The organism is Pseudoalteromonas piscicida (assembly GCF_000238315.3).
In the GTDB taxonomy this organism is placed as follows: domain Bacteria; phylum Pseudomonadota; class Gammaproteobacteria; order Enterobacterales; family Alteromonadaceae; genus Pseudoalteromonas; species Pseudoalteromonas piscicida.
Window position 1 is genome coordinate 899422 of sequence record NZ_CP011925.1, and the last position, 16490, is coordinate 915911.

The window sequence follows — 16490 nt, forward strand, 5'->3', positions numbered from 1 at the left end:
TAGAGGTTGTTATGGCACAATTTGTAGTAATTGGTTTAGGTCGATTTGGTTTTGCGGCTTGTTTGGAATTAAAGCGGCTTGGAAACAAAGTGATAGGGGTAGATAGTCGCGAACGTGTGGTGAACCAAGTTGTTGAGCATATTGATTATGCCACCTCTTTAGACGCGACCGATGAAACGGCATTACGCCAACTAGATATTACGAGAAGCAAAGCGGTATTGGTCGCCATAGGTGAAAACCTAGAATCGAGCATTTTATGTGTACTGTCGTTAAAGAACTTAGGCGTTGAGCAAATTTGGGTTAAGGCCAGCTCAGAAGCGCATCATACAATTTTATCCCGCTTAGGCGTAACACGCGTGATCCGCCCTGAAGAAGAAATGGGGATCAGGGTCGCACAAACACTGAATTACCCCATGGTCAATCAATATATGCAATTGGGGCATGGTTTTTATATGGTGGAAGTCATCGTGAATAAATTAAGCTGCGGGCAGTCTTTGGCAACGCTATTAAAGCGCGCAAAGGGCGAAATCAAGGCTGTGTTAGTGCAGCGCGGCAAAGCGTGTTATAGCAATCCGGCAGAGTCATTTTTGATCAACGAAGATGATAAAGTGATCCTCAGTGGTCAGTTAAAAGCGTTAAATTCTATCGCGCAAAAACTGGGGGCGTAATGAAAACATGGAGTCCCCACTATTACCCCTATCCAAATAGCAAGCCCAAAGCCCACAAAAAGCCGCTGAGGTTAAGCCCCCCAGCAGTTCTGTTTATTGGATTTTGTGGGCTGATAGCTTTAGGTACTATGTTGCTGTTGCTACCGATAGCACACACCCAAGACATCAAAGTAATGCAAGCATTATTTACTGCAACTTCCGCGGTAACGGTGACAGGACTTGCCGTTTTGAGTACGCCAAATGATTTTACGACCTTTGGCCATCTCGTTATTGCCAGTCTAATTCAAATCGGTGGACTGGGGTTTATGACCATTACGGTTGTGGTGCTGCGGGGGATGGGGCAGCAAATGGACATTAGTAAACAACTTATCGCAAAAGAAAGCTTTGGCATAGCTCGGTTTGATCAGTTGGTTGATACAGCCAAGTGCGTGTTAGTTTATGCGCTGATCATCGAATCAATTGGGTTTATCATTTTGCTTGCTCATTGGTATCAAACGCTACCGCTTGGTGATGCGATAATGCAAAGCTTCTTCTACACTATTTCGGCTTTTAACAATGCCGGATTTGCATTGCATGATGACAGCCTAACCAGTTTTCGTGGTGATTGGGTCGTTAATCTTGTGATATCAGGGTTATTTGTGATTGGCGGACTTGGATTTGTGGTGTTGATGGATATAGTGAAAAGACGCCGTTGGAGCCGCTTTGGATCTGCCACTAAGTTAGTGTTGATAGCAACCACGGTGTTAAATGTGCTGGCATTTAGCTTATTTTGGCTTTTTGAAGCACATAACCCAGAGACCCTTGGAACCTTGCCGTTGTCCGAGCAAGTTATCACTGCCTGGATGCAAGCGGTGACGCCACGTACAGCGGGCTTTAACAGTATCGACTTTGCGCTGGTGAATGACGAAAGTACCGTGCTGACCATTTGGTTAATGATAATAGGGGGCGGCTCTATGAGTACCGCCAGTGGTCTTAAAATAACCACAGTAGTGGTGCTATTAATGGCAACTTACGCTTATCTGAGACGCAGAGAACAGGTCGCTATCGGACACAGACAAATTTCGCCTGAAACGGTGTTTAAGGCGCTTAGCCTCACCGTGGTGTACTTTTTTACCGTGATGCTCGCAACCCTTATTTTGACGATCACCGAGCAGGCAAATTTAACGGATATCACGTTTGAGGCGGTGTCGGCATTAGGCACGGTTGGCTTATCTCGAGGGATCACCGGCTCATTGTCTGAACCCGGTGAAGCGGTAATCATCTTTTTAATGCTGATTGGACGCTTGGGGCCGTTAACCTTTCTATACTTGATAGCTCGCCCGAAACGGGAGAATTTGAAGTATGCAAAAGCGGAAATTCAGGTAGGATAAGCAAAAAAATAACGGAAATCATGATGAAGTATCCCAAACCGTTGAAAGCGGGCAGTAAAATTGCGATCACGGCATTCTCAGCGGGCGTACCTGCTGCTATGCACGCGAGATTAGACAACGCTTTGGATTATCTAGCGCAACAAGGTTTTGAACTCGTGGTTGGTGAATGCCTGCGAGCTAACCACAACTACGTTAGCGCGGATGTCAAAATCCGTGCGAATGAGCTTATGGGGTACTTACTCGATGACACAATCGACGCGGTTATGCCGCCATGGGGCGGTGCAATTGCAATGGATTTACTGACATTACTTAATTGGGAAAAGTTGGCGCATGCTCAGCCAAAATGGCTCATCGGTTTCTCTGATGTCAGCACTTTGCTGAGCGCAGTGACTTGCAAACTAGGCTGGGCAAGCGTGCATGCGACTAACCTTATGCAATTAAATGCCCATCAACAAGACGTGTTAACGGTTGGACTTTTTGACCATTTGAGGTGCGTACCTAATGACTCCTTTACGCAATTTCCCTCTACTCATTTTGAAGCTGAGTCACTCAATTTTGTTGACTTTCCCGATGTTGGATTTAACTTATCCGGCAGGACTCAATGGCGTATTTTAGTTAATGGCAACGACCGTCAGCAGTTTTCTGGTCGATTATTAGGCGGCTGTTTGGATATTCACATGTTATTGGCTGGTACGGAATATTTTGATCTGGACGCTTTTTCACAGGCGCACCCTGATGAGTCGATTATCTTATATTTTGAAAATGGTGAAATGCCGCCAGCGGCATACTATCGTGCGCTGCAAAGTATTGAATTACGAGGTTGGTTTTCGAAAGTCGCTGGAGTTTTGATTGGTCGAAATCCAGAGCCGCTGGCAAAAGATAGTGACTGGACGCACCTAGATGCATTGCAAAAAGTCTTTACTGGTTGCGATTTCCCCGTGCTATACGATGTGGATATAGGCCATCAAGCGCCGAATTTAACGCTGATTAACGGCGCATATGCCGAAGTGACTGTTGGCGATACCTTTTCAATTACACAGACATTAATATGAATCTAGAATATAAAGTCGGCTCGATAGATGACCTCCTTGCGATAGAAAACCAAATTCCGGAGTTTGCCACGCCAAGAAAGGGTGAGGAAGTCGTAGACAAACTGCGAGATAAACAACACTTATTGCTGGTGGCGTACGTTCAAGGTATGCCTGTTGGGTATAAGCTAGGTCACGAACTGCCAAATAACGAGTTTTATAGCTGGTTAGGCGCGGTCATCCCCGAATATCGCGGCAAAGGTATTGCCAAGCAGTTGTTGGTGATGCAAGAAACTTGGTGTAAAGCGCAAGGCTATAGCGCCATTAGAGTAAAGTCGAGAAACCTATTCAAAAACATGCTATTGATGTTAATAAGCCGCGATTACCAGATTGTAAAATGTGAACAAATCAACGGCTCATCGGATTGCAAAATTCACTTTTATAAGCAATTACAAAAAGCCTAACCTTTGATATTAGGCTTTATTGTTATCAGATGAGCTGGTGGCGCTTCGTCGCCATATTCCTGCTAATATTGAGCCGCTGACATTATGCCAAATAGAAAATAGGGTACCTGCTACGGCCGCTGCAGGAGTAAAAAACTTCATGGCAAGCGCGACGGCAAGCCCCGAGTTTTGCATACCCACCTCAAAGGCCATGGTGCGACATACCTTCTCGTCAAAACCGAGCCGTTTCGGAATGAAATAGCCCAAAAGTAGCCCTGTAGTATTGTGCAGGATCACGGCAACCAGCATAACGAGCCCGATGCTTTGAAGTTTAGGTTGATTAAGAGCAACGATCACCGCAATGATAAAAACGATTGAAAGCATTGAAAGTAAAGGCAGTATCGGAGTTGTTTTGATAACAGAATGCGCCAGTGGCTTGGCAAGCAAGGTATTGAAAGCAACGCCCACAGCCACAGGAAATAGCACAATTTTTAGCAGGCTGATCAACATATCAGAAAACTGAATATCAACCACCTGGCCTATCATCAATGTGGTTAGTAGTGGCGTTAAGAACACGCCGAGTAAAGTACTAATCGCGGTCATAGAAATCGATAACGCGACATCTCCTTTGGCGAGATAACACAAAACGTTACTTGCTGTGCCGCCAGCAACCGTGCCCACTAAAATCATACCAATTAATAGGTCGGTTTCTAAGCTCATTGTGGTTGCAATCAAGTAAGCAACACTCGGCATCACAGTAAATTGAAGCAGCACGCTAATGCAAATGGCTTTTTTGTTGTCGAGCACGCGTAAAAAATCTTTTGTAGTCAGGGTTAAACCCATTGTCAGCATGATCAACATTAATAACGGAATAATACTGCCTTTAAACGCGCTAAATAGAGTCGGAAAAAGATAAGCGGTTACTGAGCAAATAATGGCCCAAAGAGGGAATTGTTGTACGATTCTTGTCATCATATTTTTACTTTATTTTTCTCTAGATATTAACGAAATTTTCGTCAAACACCTAACTCCAGAGAGCTGGCTCATGGGCGTTAATGGTTATCTTAGGTAAAACAATTTGTTACATTTTACGAATTTATAGTTGGGCCCGTTTGAGGGAATTAGGTATAGTCGTTACTACGAAAATGATAAGTAGAAAATAGGAATAAAAAATGAAGGAAAGTATGCTCAGTAGCAAAATGGTTAAAGGTTGGAGGGGGTAATCTTATTTCATGGAAACAAAACTGCTAAAGATAAAATTAAATTTGAATACTCGCCCTCAAGTGGATGAATTACTTGCTTATATGCAGGATAATATCGCGTTTCCAAGGGAAGAAATGCGACAGAAAGGCTACTTTTGGGATTCCGTATTTTTTGCTGAAGAAGGCGGAAGAGAGTATCTTTATATTGTAATAAAGTCCGAAGACTTTAGCTGTATTATGATGGATGAATCTGAGCTAATTTGTACACCTTTTCGTGAAGTGTATGAGCGCTTTAGAAAAACATGTTGGTCAACAGAGCCATATCAAGATATTGAAGCCTTGGCGTGTTTCAATTCACAAATGGAGTTTGACTCTGTCGAATCCGGTAAATAAGTCAAAGCGGCTATACTTTTACACCGCTTTTACTATAGAGCAATGCCGCAAAAATAATGGTACTGCCAATTCCAAGACGAATGAGGTCAGCTTCCCGGTTCCAAATCAGCAAATTGACAATGATCCCAGCTGGGATCAGCACATTGTTCATTACCGCGAGCTCACCCACCGAGACGCGGGTCAGTCCTAAGTTCCAGACGTAATATCCTACACCTGAAGCAATCAAGCCTAAATAAATCAGTATTCCCCATTGTAGATTAGTACTTGGGAGTTGCTGGGGATTGCCGAATAACATAAACCCAATGGCGAGCACGAGGGACGCACCAATAAAGAAAAAACCGAAGCTTTGGTGATGTACCAGCTGGTAATGGTTACTTAAGCGTTTGTAACTTACTTGGCCTATTGCAAAGCAAAGGTTTGCGCCTTGCACTAGAAGCAAGCCAAAAAGGTAGTCGCTTGTAAGCTCTGTAAATCTAATGGTGATTGCACCAATGATAGCTATGAGCGCAGACAGCAAGAAGGTGGCATTGAACGACCGGTTTAGTAAGTCATTGAGTGCAGTAATATAGATGGGTGTCATCACAGTGAATAGCAACACTTCAGGTACGCTTAGGTATAAAAAAGAATGATAGTAAAAGCCATACATCAGACCAATCTGCACTGCACCGATTGCCATCAGCTTGATTATCAACTCTTTATTTACCGAGTTCAATTTCAAAAATGGAATAAACACAATTGCTGCAAGCAAGGTTCTAGACAAAGCGCTAAACCAAGCATCGACTTGGCCTGCCAAATAAACACCAATCAAAGAGAATGAGAACGCCCAAAGTAAAGTAACAATCCAAAGTAATGGCATAGACAATTCGTTGTAGTTTTTAATTTCGCGATTGTATCACGAGTACCACACAAATAGACTGTTCGAAAAAAGCGATGATAACAATCTTTATAATGTGATTTTAATTTATAATTGTTCGCATAATATAGCTCGTGTATTCACACTTACATCCCTTCATTGTTTTACCCATGATGTGTTTGGCCGCCGCTGCGGCCTTTTTTATTTAGTCTATTATTTAGATAATTTCTATAGCTTGTCTCTTCACCGTTTATATCACTTCTCATGAACTTACTCGATTTAATGTCTTTTGAATGGTTTGTAATTTTAAGGTTTATTATAGGTTAAAATAATTGAGTTTCTTACTATTGTTGTGTTAGGTTGTTTTTTGACCAATACAGTTGGTTGTAAACTAATACATAAATAAAGGACATATTAATGAAAACAGTATTAATTGCTTCAGCATTGGTAGTAATGGGTACCCTGTCGTTTAGTTCTCAAGCAGCTGACTTAAGATGCTCTCTCAATGTTAAGTCGGGTGGTAATGTATCGGGTAACGGCACTAGCTATTGTTCAGGAATTGATTTTTCTTTCGGTAATTCAACTTCTGGTAAATTCTATATCGCAAATGCCACTAAAGCGATTAGCAAAGTAATTTGGAATGGTGATGCGAGTTGCAGCGGTGGTACAACGTGTAACATGACCATTCGTGCTTATCGTCAGTACAATGCGACTGCAACTATTCTTTATACTGATGGTACATACGAGACGACAAACTCTGCTCATATTGACTATGAAACAGGTTTCTAAGTCTCGATTTTTATAATAAAACAGCGGGAAAACCTTTTCCCGCTTTAGGTATTAACCCAACAAAGCCTCAGGGTTGAAGGAAGAAAACCGTTCAGACACATCTATAAGCGTTGGCATAAAGGGCATGATACCTTTGTGTTCACAGGTAAACGCACCGCATTTCACGGCAAAGCTAAGTGCCTTTTTTACGGTTGGGAAGTTTTGCGATAGTGTATCTTTTGAGATCCCATGTTGGCTGAGTTGAAATAGAAACCCTGCCATTAAGCTATCCCCAGCGCCGGTTGTATCAACCGCATCAATAGTAGGAGAGGCGACGGAATAAAAGTCTTTAGCTGTTAATACGCTGCAAGGGTTTGGCCCATCGCTTGAGATGACCGCTTGTACGCCGACACTAAGTAACCAATCTAAATAGCTAGCCTCCCTCATGTTCTTTTCTTCAGCGAGATACCTCAGCTCATCTTTACTCATTTTTAATATGTCGACATAGGGGTAGCAAGTCTCTATACGTTCGGATAAGCAAGATAAGTCCTGCCATAGACCCAAACGCAGGTTAACATCAAATGAAATTAATTGATTATGAGCAGCAGCAGACTTTAATAACGCCATGGTGGTACTTGTAACTTCTGCATCGGTAAGCGTGTTTGAGCAAAAATGAAATATCCCGTGATCTGGCCATTGCAAATGCTCAAAGTCTTTTGGGCGGATTGCGATATCAGCGGTATTGTCGCGGTAAAACGAAAAGCTTCGTTCTCCTTGAGCGTCTAGGTGGACGATGGCCAAGGCGGTTTGTGCTCCACTTATGGATACACAATATTCTGTTCCAACAGCATATAACGCCAAGGTTGATTTTAATTGCAGCGAAAAGGGATCTTCAGCAAAACCTCCCACAAACCGAGCACTGCCACCAAGTTTAGCAAAGCCTACAGCCACGTTCGCTGGAGCGCCGCCAGCAATAGGGTTAAGGCTACCGTCGCCGGTAGGTAACAAATCAATAAGCATCTCGCCAAAACATGTTAATTGCATAACTACTACCCCTAATTAGAAACGGTATTTTAAAGTGACAGACGTAGTTCTGCCGTTAATACTGCGAGCGCGAATAATATTGTTAGTTGGAATTACACCTTCCTCGGCTTCTGTTAATCCTGTGGTATCAAAGAGATTGTTTACGTTTAACGCGATATTGAAGCGTTCAGTCAGATCATAACTTGCAAACGCGTTGACCTGAGTGTAACCGTCAAATTTTAACTCGTTGTTGTCTTGTGCGTACGCGTCGGTGGTGCCGATGAGGCTTAAACCGATAGCACCTTGATCGAAGTTATATTTACCCAATAGGGAATAAACAAAGTCAGCTTGCCGTCTTGGCGTGTTACCTTCGAGTTCGGGAGTGAGTGCATCTTTTGCGATTTCAGCATCGGTCCACGTCAAACTACCTCGTAAGTCGAAGGAGCCAATAAAATAGACACCCTCAAGTTCAATACCTTGTGCTTCGTATTGCCTGTCAAAGAACTTTTGGCTGGTTGCCTCAAAGTTTTGCTCTTCTGTTTCAGCGTAAAATAAAGTTGCAAATAGACGACCTTGTTCAAACTTTTGTTTGAGACCAAATTCGTATTGTGTCACTTCATCCACAGCATCTTCATCAGCTACACTGCCATCAATATTCACTTTACCGAACAATAGTCTATCTGCATTTGCACGACCGCCCTCACTGAATCTGCCGAATATGGCGCTGCTTGAGGTCATTTGGTAGTTTGCGCCAACAGAGTAACTTGTGTAGCTCCAATCGTAATTAACTACATTGGGGTTAGCGAGATCGATGGCTGCAACTTGCTCCTCTGGCTTTGAAATAGTGCCATCACGGTTGATGTCTACACGAGATGTTACAGCACCTGCAAATGTACCTGTCGCTTTACCTGAATCATGACGCACACTCGCATCAACTGAAATATCGCCGAGCTTTGTTGAAAAGGCGATATATGGGGCACGAGTATCGTATTCAGTGTCGTAGTTGCGCTGACAGCAATTTCCCCAATAGGGCGTACCATAGGCATATAATCCGTTTTCAGAATATGCAGTGCTATCCGCAGCGGCCACGTTGACAAGCGCTGCGTTATCTCCTTTAACCTCGAGCAAGTATGAATTCCATAACCAAGACATATTGATATTTTGCGATGACATGAAATAGCCGAAGGTGAGTGACGTGTCAGTACCAAATGATTTGGTGAGCTTTAGGTCATTCATGATGTTGTCGAAATCATTCATTTTCACTTCGAAGGTATGAACGCGCATTAGTAGTGCTTGATTGAACGCTTGATCCGTTTTTGGTCCGTTGGCAAAGGTGAGTGTTGCACCGGTACCTGCTATGCTCTTGGCAATTGCTTGGCTATTAGCGACCTCAGCAGGGAAAGGCGACATAAATGTGCCTGAGATACTCGACTTTCTGGACCTGTTTTCGATTTGCCAGTCATTACCTAGTTCGAAATTTGCTTCAAAGCCGATACTATCAACAACAGGGTGCATTCCGTCTCGCATATCCCCTTGACGAATTTGATTGTTACCACCTAAGCCTTGCGTGGCGGTGAAATAAACAGAGTGAGGGGTATCTGACAGTACATCAAAGCCGCTGATGGAGTCGCCATTAGAATACATTGGCATAGGAAGGTAGCCTGCTGTTTTATCATCAAGGTGTTTTATATACAAACGAACGTAGCCACTTTCAAATTCCTTGGTGATATTAGCTTTGAGTTGACCGCCTTTATTTGCGGTATAGCCGGTGTCACGCGGGCCTTCACCTTGTCGCACAAAGCCACCAATATGAAATTTTATGTCGTCACTTAGATAACTCCCGTACTCAAAGTCCGTTCTAAACTCGTCATAATCTAAACCAAACGTGGTGGCAACACTGCCTGACTCATTTTCACCCGTTTTTGAAATCAAGTTAATAATGCCTCCGGGAGCGTCGCTGGCGGCAGTCGAAGCCGAGCCACCTCTAATGGACTCGATTGACTCCACGGTATTATCAAGGCGCATAAAAATATCGGCGTTACCAAAAGCAATATCACCAAATTGCAGAATCGGCAAGCCATCTTCTTGTAGCTGTAAAAATTTAGCGCCACCGGATGCAACAGGAAGACCACGTACAGCGATATTTGCATTACCTTCACCACCGGTTGATTCAGATCTTACACCTGGAATTAGTTTGAATGCTTCAGCGGTAGTTCTGGGGGTTGCAACAGAGATTTGCTCCAGCCCTATACTGCTAACAGAAACACTCGATTCCATAATGGTTGTTCGCTTTGGTACACCCGTTACGACTATTTTCTCGAAGCCATCGGCAGGCTTTGTGTGTGCTTTTTCTTCAGCGGCCGCCGAGTGAGAGATTGCAAGCGTGAGTGCGCTGAGTGTAAATAGGGTGGTTTTGATTGTTGTCATCATTTGCCTCTTGTTATCGTTGTCAAACTCGTGCGGTCTATTAAAAATAAACTTAATCGATTAAGTTTATTTTTAGCACAATTTAATTTGGTTGCAATTAAAAATTAATCAATAATTCAAACAAAATTTTAATGCTTTGGTTTTTATGAATTTTAACCCGTGAAAAATTTGTGGTCGGAGGGGTTACACTCGCTGAAACTTAGCGTTTTTGCTCAATGGTAAGCGGGCAGGGTCCTTTAACCAGTTGTACAACATGGCTGCAAAGAGTAAAAATGCAAACCCAGTCGCAAGTATAAAGCCATAGCTAACATGGCCAAAGTAATCGCTCACCATGCCCATCAGAAGTGGTGCTAGCGCAGCAGAAAGCGCGGTGAAGAATAACATCACACCAGCAACAGAGCCATGCTGAGCTTTGTCAAAACAAGAGATCCCTTTTGAGTTTAATGTTGGGTAAATCATAGACATAAATAAACCACTTAGCGGGAGCGTATAGATAGCGGCATTAACACCATAAAGATAAGTTAAAAAATAGCATACAAATATAGCAAAGCTCAGCGTTAGCATTACGCTTTGCCAACGATACTTAGCGAGTAACCATACAGCCATAAAGCGACCTATTGCACGTAAAATAAAAAAGATGGTGAGCGCATAAGTTGCAAGCCAAGTTAAATCACCTTGGTAATCCTGTAATAAAGTGGGCATCCAGACATAAATTGCGACTTCAGTTGCAACGTAGAGTGCTATGGCGAGGGAAAAGCCAAGTGCATATTTGTTCTTGAGCATGGCTGCTGTATGAGATAGGCCTGCATTGTTTTGTGCATGAGCGGTATTAAACTTGGGAAACTCAGTGCTTAAAGTCACGATACTGAGTATTAAGCACAGCCCACCAGCAAGCACATAAAGATAGGTCCAACTCACCCCCTGTATCAATAGATAACTGACAATTGCAGGGCCAATTATCGCGCCGATGGCAAAGAAGCCTTCGACTTTATTCATGGTTTGAGTATGTTCTTGTGCGCCGTTAGAAATGTCACCTAGAAGAGCGAGGGCACCTGTTTTAAATAGACCAATGGCTAACCCAATGACACATAAAAGCATTAAAAACATGGTGAAAGTTTCACCCAGTGCGAACAGAAAACATGCAGATGAAAATAGTATAAGGCCAATTAACACCGTGAGCTTACGGCCTATTTTATCTGCCAAAAATCCTAAGCATAAGCCGCTAAAGGCAATTAAAATCATTGGGGCATAGTGGAAGGCGCTAGCTTGGGTCATGCTAAGTTGATATTCGCTGATCAGTGTTGGAATGATCACGCCAACGGCGTCTGATGTCATCGCAAACATCAAAAACATCATATAAGTTAACCAGCGCAATGTGTTGAGCTGAGTGTGATTCGACTTGCTGCTCATTGTTCACCTCTTGAAGGGCTTTGTTATGTAGCTGGTCTACTTCTTTACATAAGACTGAGTGTAATACTAATCTGCATTAAGCGAATTATTTTTAGTAGAACGCTACGATAAAACTTGATTATTGTTTGTTCATGATTAAAGATATAACTTAATCGATTAAGTCTCAACTTTTTTAATGAGTAAATTATGAAAAACCAAGTTCAGTTGATCACGTATGCTGATCGCCTGTCTGGCGGCGGCCTTGCACAATTAAATACGTTACTAACGGGCCCGTTAGCTGGACTATTTGGTGGTGTCCACATTTTGCCTTTTTACTACCCAATTGATGGCAGTGACGCAGGTTTCGACCCGATTGATCATGCCAAAGTCGATGAACGATTGGGCGATTGGCAACATATTAAGTTGATTGCCAAGCACTGTGAGGTAATGGCGGATCTTATCGTTAACCATGTATCAGGAGAGTCTGCGGAATTTGCAGATGTGTTGGCTCATGGCCAAAAGTCACCCTTTTGGCCGATGTTTTTAAAAGAGAAAGATGTCTTTCCTGATGGGATTACGCAAGCACAAGCGCAAGCAATTTATCGTCCGAGGCCAGGAAGTTGCTTTTCTAAAAAGGCGTTAGCGAGTGGCGAAGTTGTGGATTTTTGGACCACTTTTACTGATAACCAAATTGATATTAATGTTGAATCAGAAGCGGGGCGCGCTTACTTAGAAAAAGTCTTAATATTATTTGCAGACAGTGGAGTGAAAATTATTCGACTAGATGCCGCAGGGTATGCAATCAAACGCGTAAATACCAGCTGCTTTATGACTGATGAGGCCTTTGCTTTTATTAATCAATTATCTAAGCGCGCCAATGAGCTTGGCATGGAAACCATTGCCGAAATTCACAGTTATTACAAAACTCAAGTAGAGGTTGCCAGCAAAGTTGACCGTGTTTATGACTTTGCGCTCCCTCCGCTTATTTTACACAGTTTATTCAATAAAGATTTCTCGGCTTTAGCCAAGTGGTTGGATATTGCGCCGCGTAACTGTCTAACTGTGCTGGATACTCATGACGGAATTGGCATTATTGATGCTGGGCCTGAAGGGGATAAACCTGGGTTACTTGATGCTAATCAAATTGATGCCTTGGTTGAGCAAATCCATAGCAACAGTAAAGGCCAAAGTCGCAAGGCAACCGGCGCTGCAGCGAGCAATGTTGACTTGTATCAAGTCAATTGCAGTTATTATGAAGCCTTAGGGAAGCATGATTTTTATTATTTGGTAGCAAGAGCAATTCAGTTCTTTTGCCCTGGAGTACCACAAGTTTATTACGGTGGTCTATTGGCTATGGAAAATGACATGGTGCTCCTAGAAAAAAGTAATGTTGGACGCGATATCAACCGACCTTATTTGGATGTAGCGATGGTGGAAGCCGCACTCGATAAACCTGTCGTGAAAGGTCTGCAAACACTAATTAAACTGCGTAATACTAGTTGTGCATTTGATGGCAATTTTGCATTAACATGCCAAGGCTCAGATCTGGTTATAACTTGGGAGGGCAATAATGCCAAAGCGGAGTTGCGAGTTGATCTCGCAAAAGATGAAGCCGTGATTAAGATTTCTGAAAACGCCATAGAACAGGACTATAACATTCAATCGCTGCTTTCCTAACCATATCTAGGAACCAAAATTGCGCGTAGAAAGCTGGCTTTAAATACCTCAACATCGATTATCCTTGGTAGCGGCTCGCAATCTTAGGCGAGCTGCTATGTAAAGATAAATACCAACAAAGCGTAATTGACATAGCGGGGTGATTATATAACAATAAAGTTATATAATTAATTTGTTATGCGATGATGAAGATACTTTTTCTTTGTTCTGGAAACTCAACGCGGTCAATTTTAGCACAGGCGCTAGCTAACTTTCATGGCGGTTCGGATGTTCATGCCTATAGTGCAGGCACTAAGCCAAGCACTGTGAATGCGACTACGCTTTCAATGCTACGCCGTTTAGGGATTAATACGGACAATCTGTACAGTAAACACCTCAATGAGTATAAGGACGAACACTTTGATGTGGTGGTAACTTTATGCTCTGAAGTGCGATCTGAATGCGAAAGTAAACTGCAAGGAGAACATGTCCTAGCGTGGGATATTGCGAGTCCAGCTGAGAGAAGTCGCAATAACGCTTATGAGCAAACCTTGTTCGACATCAATGAACAAGTTATTTCCCTACTACGCGAAGGTAAGCCACAACATACGCTACTTACACCCTTGCAATTTTATAAATCCCTAGCGGATGAGATCCGCTTAAAAACGCTTGCCATGTTGATGGTGGAAGGTGAGCTATGTGTTTGCGAGCTAATGGCTGCGCTTGAACAAGATAGCCAACCCAAGGTTTCACGGCATTTAGCGCAGCTAAAGAAGGCTGGAATTCTATGTGATCGCAAGCAAAAACAATGGGTATTTTATTCTATAAACCCAACACTACCGCTATGGATGAAGGCGGTGATAAACGCCACGGTTATGCATCAACCAGATTATATAAAAGCTGAGTTAGTGAGGCTAAATGCGATGGGCGAACGGCCAACACGCATGGCAACTTGCTGTAACTAATAATTAGATTTTGGAGTTCTTATGACGATTAAAGTAGGGATCAATGGTTTTGGTCGAATGGGGCGTTTGGCGCTTCGCGCTAGCTTTGACTGGCCTGAAATCGAGTTTGTACAAATTAACGATCCTGCGGGCAATGCAGAAACCCTAGCACACTTGCTAGAGTTTGATTCTGTCCATGGTAAATGGCATCACAGTGTGTCTTTTCAAGATGAACAGATCCAAATAGGTGAAACTGTGTTGTCGGTGACTCAAAACAAAGAGATTGCGCAAACCGACTGGTCTCAATGTGACGTCGTGATCGAAGCGTCCGGAAAAATGAAAACCAAAGCTTTGCTGCAACAGTATTTAGATCAAGGCGTTAAGCGTGTTGTTGTTACGGCGCCGGTAAAAGAAGAAGGCGTATTGAATATTGTGATGGGAGTGAATGACCATCTATACGACGACATGCCCCACCAAATCGTAACAGCCGCTTCTTGTACCACGAACTGCTTAGCGCCAGTCGTAAAAGTATTGCAACAAAATATCGGCATAAAACATGGTTCGATGACAACTATTCACGACATCACCAATACGCAAACCATTTTGGATGCGCCACATAAGGATTTACGCCGCGCGCGGGCCTGTGGCATGAGTTTAATTCCGACAACAACGGGTTCAGCGACTGCTATTACCCATATCTTTCCAGAATTAAAAGGTAAGCTAAATGGTCACGCCGTTCGTGTTCCGTTAGCAAATGCTTCATTAACAGACTGCGTGTTCGAGGTCGAGCGGCCAACTACAGTGGAAGAGATTAACCACTGGATGGCGCAAGCCGCAGCTACTGAGCTTAAGGGTATTTTAGGTTATGAACCAAGACCATTAGTTTCTATTGACTATAAAACGGATCCTCGCTCTAGCATCGTCGATGCATTATCTACAATGGTAGTTAATGGTACTCAGGTTAAGTTGTACGTGTGGTACGACAACGAGTGGGGCTATGCAAATCGTACCGCGGAATTAGTACGTAAAGTCGGATTGTCGTTAGGCGAATAAGGCATTATGCAGCTGCGCAATATACCTCAAGATATCAAGCAGTACCTCATTGTGACAGGCAACTATTGGGCGTTTACCTTAACGGATGGTGCGCTCAGAATGTTGGTGGTGCTTTATTTTCATCAATTGGGTTATAACCCGCTTGAAATTGCCATGCTATTTCTCTTCTATGAAATTTTTGGTGTTGTCACCAATTTAATTGGAGGATGGCTTGGCGCACGCATTGGCTTAAACCGCACCATGAATATTGGGTTAGGCATACAAATAGTGGCATTATTGATGTTGGTAGTACCAACGCACTGGCTCACCGTGCCTTATGTTATGGCAGCACAGGCGCTCTCAGGTATTGCCAAAGATCTCAATAAAATGAGTGCCAAAAGTGCGATAAAGGCCATCGTAAAATCGGGTGAAGAAGGGACCTTGTTTAAATGGGTAGCAATACTTACCGGCTCTAAAAATGCGCTAAAAGGCGTCGGATTTTTTCTTGGCGGGTTGTTGCTTACCTTACTTGGCTTTACCGGCGCGATGTGGTTGATGGCAATCATGTTGCTATTAGTGTGGCTATTTAGCCTTATCAGTTTAAAAAGCGATTTAGGCAAGGCTAAAAGCAAACCCAAATTTAGTGATGTATTTTCAAAAAGCCGAGCCATTAATATGCTGTCAGCCGCGCGATTGTTTTTATTTGCCGCACGGGATGTTTGGTTTGTGGTTGCGCTTCCTGTCTTTTTATCGCAGCAGTTCGGTTGGGATCATTGGTGGGTTGGTGGCTTTATGGCTACTTGGGTCATCGGTTATGGCATCGTGCAATCAACAACTCCTAGATTTATTAGTCGTGATACGTTTGCATCAACACCAAGTAAAGTCAGCGGATGGGCGTTGTATTTAGCGGCTATTCCGCTGTTGATTGCTATCTCACTTCAAGCGCAGCTCTGGACAAGCTTAGCCGTAGTAGGTGGACTTTTGCTCTTTGGTTTTGTGTTTGCTATCAATTCATCTATTCACAGCTATCTTATTGTGAGTTTGGCCGATAGTGATGGAGTGTCACTTGATGTGGGCTTCTATTATATGGCGAACGCTATCGGGCGATTACTCGGTACAGTACTGTCAGGTTGGATCTTTTTGGAGTATGGATTAGCGGCTTGTTTAGTAATATCTTGTATATTCTTAATCACAGCAGGACTGATTTCAAACAAAATTGTTAGGTAAATGTGTTTGCTTGTGAATATTCTTGTTCCTTATATGGTTTCATGCTTTACTAATCTGGATTTATTCA

The 16490-nt window shown here is 43.0% G+C and carries 15 protein-coding genes; 10 read left to right on the forward strand and 5 right to left on the reverse strand.

Features of this window, described 5'->3' with window-relative positions; translation table 11 throughout:
- Positions 1–11 precede the first annotated feature (11 nt).
- The 4 genes from PPIS_RS23360 to PPIS_RS23375 are packed head-to-tail and all read left to right on the forward strand — an operon-like array spanning position 12 to position 3530.
- A complete protein-coding gene (locus PPIS_RS23360) occupies positions 12–668 on the forward strand; it encodes a potassium channel family protein (RefSeq protein ID WP_010373788.1) in 657 nt (218 codons plus the stop codon).
- Positions 668–2038, forward strand: coding sequence for a TrkH family potassium uptake protein (locus PPIS_RS23365; protein WP_010373786.1), 1371 nt, complete (start codon positions 668–670; stop codon positions 2036–2038). The genes PPIS_RS23360 and PPIS_RS23365 overlap by 1 nt, the downstream gene beginning before the upstream one ends.
- 20 nt (positions 2039–2058) lie before the next feature.
- A complete protein-coding gene (locus PPIS_RS23370) occupies positions 2059–3090 on the forward strand; it encodes a S66 family peptidase (RefSeq protein ID WP_248694135.1) in 1032 nt (343 codons plus the stop codon).
- Complete coding sequence (locus tag PPIS_RS23375; RefSeq protein ID WP_010373781.1) at positions 3087–3530, forward strand: GNAT family N-acetyltransferase; 444 nt, start codon at positions 3087–3089, stop codon at positions 3528–3530. Before PPIS_RS23370 ends, PPIS_RS23375 begins: the two co-directional genes overlap by 4 nt.
- A 9-nt stretch (positions 3531–3539) precedes the next feature.
- On the opposite strand, the gene PPIS_RS23380 is transcribed toward PPIS_RS23375, so the two are convergent.
- Positions 3540–4484 (reverse strand): bile acid:sodium symporter family protein, encoded by a 945-nt coding sequence (locus PPIS_RS23380; RefSeq protein WP_019647311.1) that lies wholly within the window; start codon positions 4482–4484, stop codon positions 3540–3542.
- A 257-nt stretch (positions 4485–4741) separates the two neighbouring features.
- Between PPIS_RS23380 and PPIS_RS23385 the strand changes: the two genes are divergently transcribed.
- Complete coding sequence (locus tag PPIS_RS23385; protein WP_010373778.1) at positions 4742–5104, forward strand: DUF6176 family protein; 363 nt, start codon at positions 4742–4744, stop codon at positions 5102–5104.
- 10 nt (positions 5105–5114) lie between these two features.
- Here PPIS_RS23385 and PPIS_RS23390 read toward each other — a convergent pair whose 3' ends face one another.
- Positions 5115–5960 (reverse strand): EamA family transporter, encoded by an 846-nt coding sequence (locus tag PPIS_RS23390; protein ID WP_010373776.1) that lies wholly within the window; start codon positions 5958–5960, stop codon positions 5115–5117.
- A gap of 414 nt (positions 5961–6374) precedes the next feature.
- On the opposite strand from PPIS_RS23390, the gene PPIS_RS23395 reads away from it, so the two are divergent.
- Positions 6375–6746 (forward strand): hypothetical protein, encoded by a 372-nt coding sequence (locus PPIS_RS23395; protein WP_010373774.1) that lies wholly within the window; start codon positions 6375–6377, stop codon positions 6744–6746.
- Positions 6747–6797: 51 nt separating this feature from the next.
- Here PPIS_RS23395 and PPIS_RS23400 read toward each other — a convergent pair whose 3' ends face one another.
- From PPIS_RS23400 to PPIS_RS23410, 3 genes are all read right to left on the reverse strand, one after another.
- A complete protein-coding gene (locus PPIS_RS23400) occupies positions 6798–7769 on the reverse strand; it encodes a carbohydrate kinase family protein (RefSeq protein ID WP_010373772.1) in 972 nt (323 codons plus the stop codon).
- Between the two features lie 15 nt (positions 7770–7784).
- Positions 7785–10175: a TonB-dependent receptor domain-containing protein gene (locus PPIS_RS23405; protein WP_010373770.1), complete on the reverse strand. Its 2391-nt coding sequence runs from the start codon at positions 10173–10175 to the stop codon at positions 7785–7787.
- Positions 10176–10358: 183 nt separating this feature from the next.
- Entirely contained in the window at positions 10359–11585 is a 1227-nt protein-coding gene (locus PPIS_RS23410; RefSeq protein ID WP_010373768.1) for an MFS transporter, read from the reverse strand.
- Positions 11586–11771: 186 nt separating this feature from the next.
- Here PPIS_RS23410 and gtfA point away from each other — a divergent pair, with 186 nt between their 5' ends.
- The 4 genes from gtfA to arsJ all read left to right on the forward strand — a co-directional run bounded on the left by gtfA (position 11772) and on the right by arsJ (position 16423).
- Entirely contained in the window at positions 11772–13241 is a 1470-nt protein-coding gene (gene gtfA, locus PPIS_RS23415) for a sucrose phosphorylase (protein ID WP_010373247.1), read from the forward strand.
- 182 nt (positions 13242–13423) lie between these two features.
- Positions 13424–14185 (forward strand): metalloregulator ArsR/SmtB family transcription factor, encoded by a 762-nt coding sequence (locus PPIS_RS23420; RefSeq protein WP_010373244.1) that lies wholly within the window; start codon positions 13424–13426, stop codon positions 14183–14185.
- Between the two features lie 21 nt (positions 14186–14206).
- Positions 14207–15217, forward strand: a complete 1011-nt coding sequence (locus PPIS_RS23425) for an ArsJ-associated glyceraldehyde-3-phosphate dehydrogenase (protein WP_010373241.1) — start codon at positions 14207–14209, stop codon at positions 15215–15217.
- Between the two features lie 6 nt (positions 15218–15223).
- Positions 15224–16423 carry an organoarsenical effux MFS transporter ArsJ gene (gene arsJ, locus PPIS_RS23430; RefSeq protein WP_010373237.1) on the forward strand — a complete coding sequence of 400 codons (1200 nt, stop codon included), beginning with the start codon at positions 15224–15226 and terminating at the stop codon, positions 16421–16423.
- Positions 16424–16490 lie beyond the last annotated feature (67 nt).

Excerpts from the sequence above, each read along its gene's own strand:
- PPIS_RS23360 (WP_010373788.1), top strand. The coding sequence starts at position 12 with ATGGCACAATTTGTAGTAATTGGTTTAGGTCGATTTGGTTTTGCGGCT.
- PPIS_RS23365 (WP_010373786.1), top strand. The coding sequence starts at position 668 with ATGAAAACATGGAGTCCCCACTATTACCCCTATCCAAATAGCAAGCCC.
- PPIS_RS23370 (WP_248694135.1), top strand. The coding sequence starts at position 2,059 with ATGATGAAGTATCCCAAACCGTTGAAAGCGGGCAGTAAAATTGCGATC.
- PPIS_RS23375 (WP_010373781.1), top strand. The coding sequence starts at position 3,087 with ATGAATCTAGAATATAAAGTCGGCTCGATAGATGACCTCCTTGCGATA.
- PPIS_RS23380 (WP_019647311.1), bottom strand. The coding sequence starts at position 4,484 with ATGATGACAAGAATCGTACAACAATTCCCTCTTTGGGCCATTATTTGC.
- PPIS_RS23385 (WP_010373778.1), top strand. The coding sequence starts at position 4,742 with ATGGAAACAAAACTGCTAAAGATAAAATTAAATTTGAATACTCGCCCT.
- PPIS_RS23390 (WP_010373776.1), bottom strand. The coding sequence starts at position 5,960 with ATGCCATTACTTTGGATTGTTACTTTACTTTGGGCGTTCTCATTCTCT.
- PPIS_RS23395 (WP_010373774.1), top strand. The coding sequence starts at position 6,375 with ATGAAAACAGTATTAATTGCTTCAGCATTGGTAGTAATGGGTACCCTG.
- PPIS_RS23400 (WP_010373772.1), bottom strand. The coding sequence starts at position 7,769 with ATGCAATTAACATGTTTTGGCGAGATGCTTATTGATTTGTTACCTACC.
- PPIS_RS23405 (WP_010373770.1), bottom strand. The coding sequence starts at position 10,175 with ATGACAACAATCAAAACCACCCTATTTACACTCAGCGCACTCACGCTT.
- PPIS_RS23410 (WP_010373768.1), bottom strand. The coding sequence starts at position 11,585 with ATGAGCAGCAAGTCGAATCACACTCAGCTCAACACATTGCGCTGGTTA.
- gtfA (WP_010373247.1), top strand. The coding sequence starts at position 11,772 with ATGAAAAACCAAGTTCAGTTGATCACGTATGCTGATCGCCTGTCTGGC.
- PPIS_RS23420 (WP_010373244.1), top strand. The coding sequence starts at position 13,424 with ATGATGAAGATACTTTTTCTTTGTTCTGGAAACTCAACGCGGTCAATT.
- PPIS_RS23425 (WP_010373241.1), top strand. The coding sequence starts at position 14,207 with ATGACGATTAAAGTAGGGATCAATGGTTTTGGTCGAATGGGGCGTTTG.
- arsJ (WP_010373237.1), top strand. The coding sequence starts at position 15,224 with ATGCAGCTGCGCAATATACCTCAAGATATCAAGCAGTACCTCATTGTG.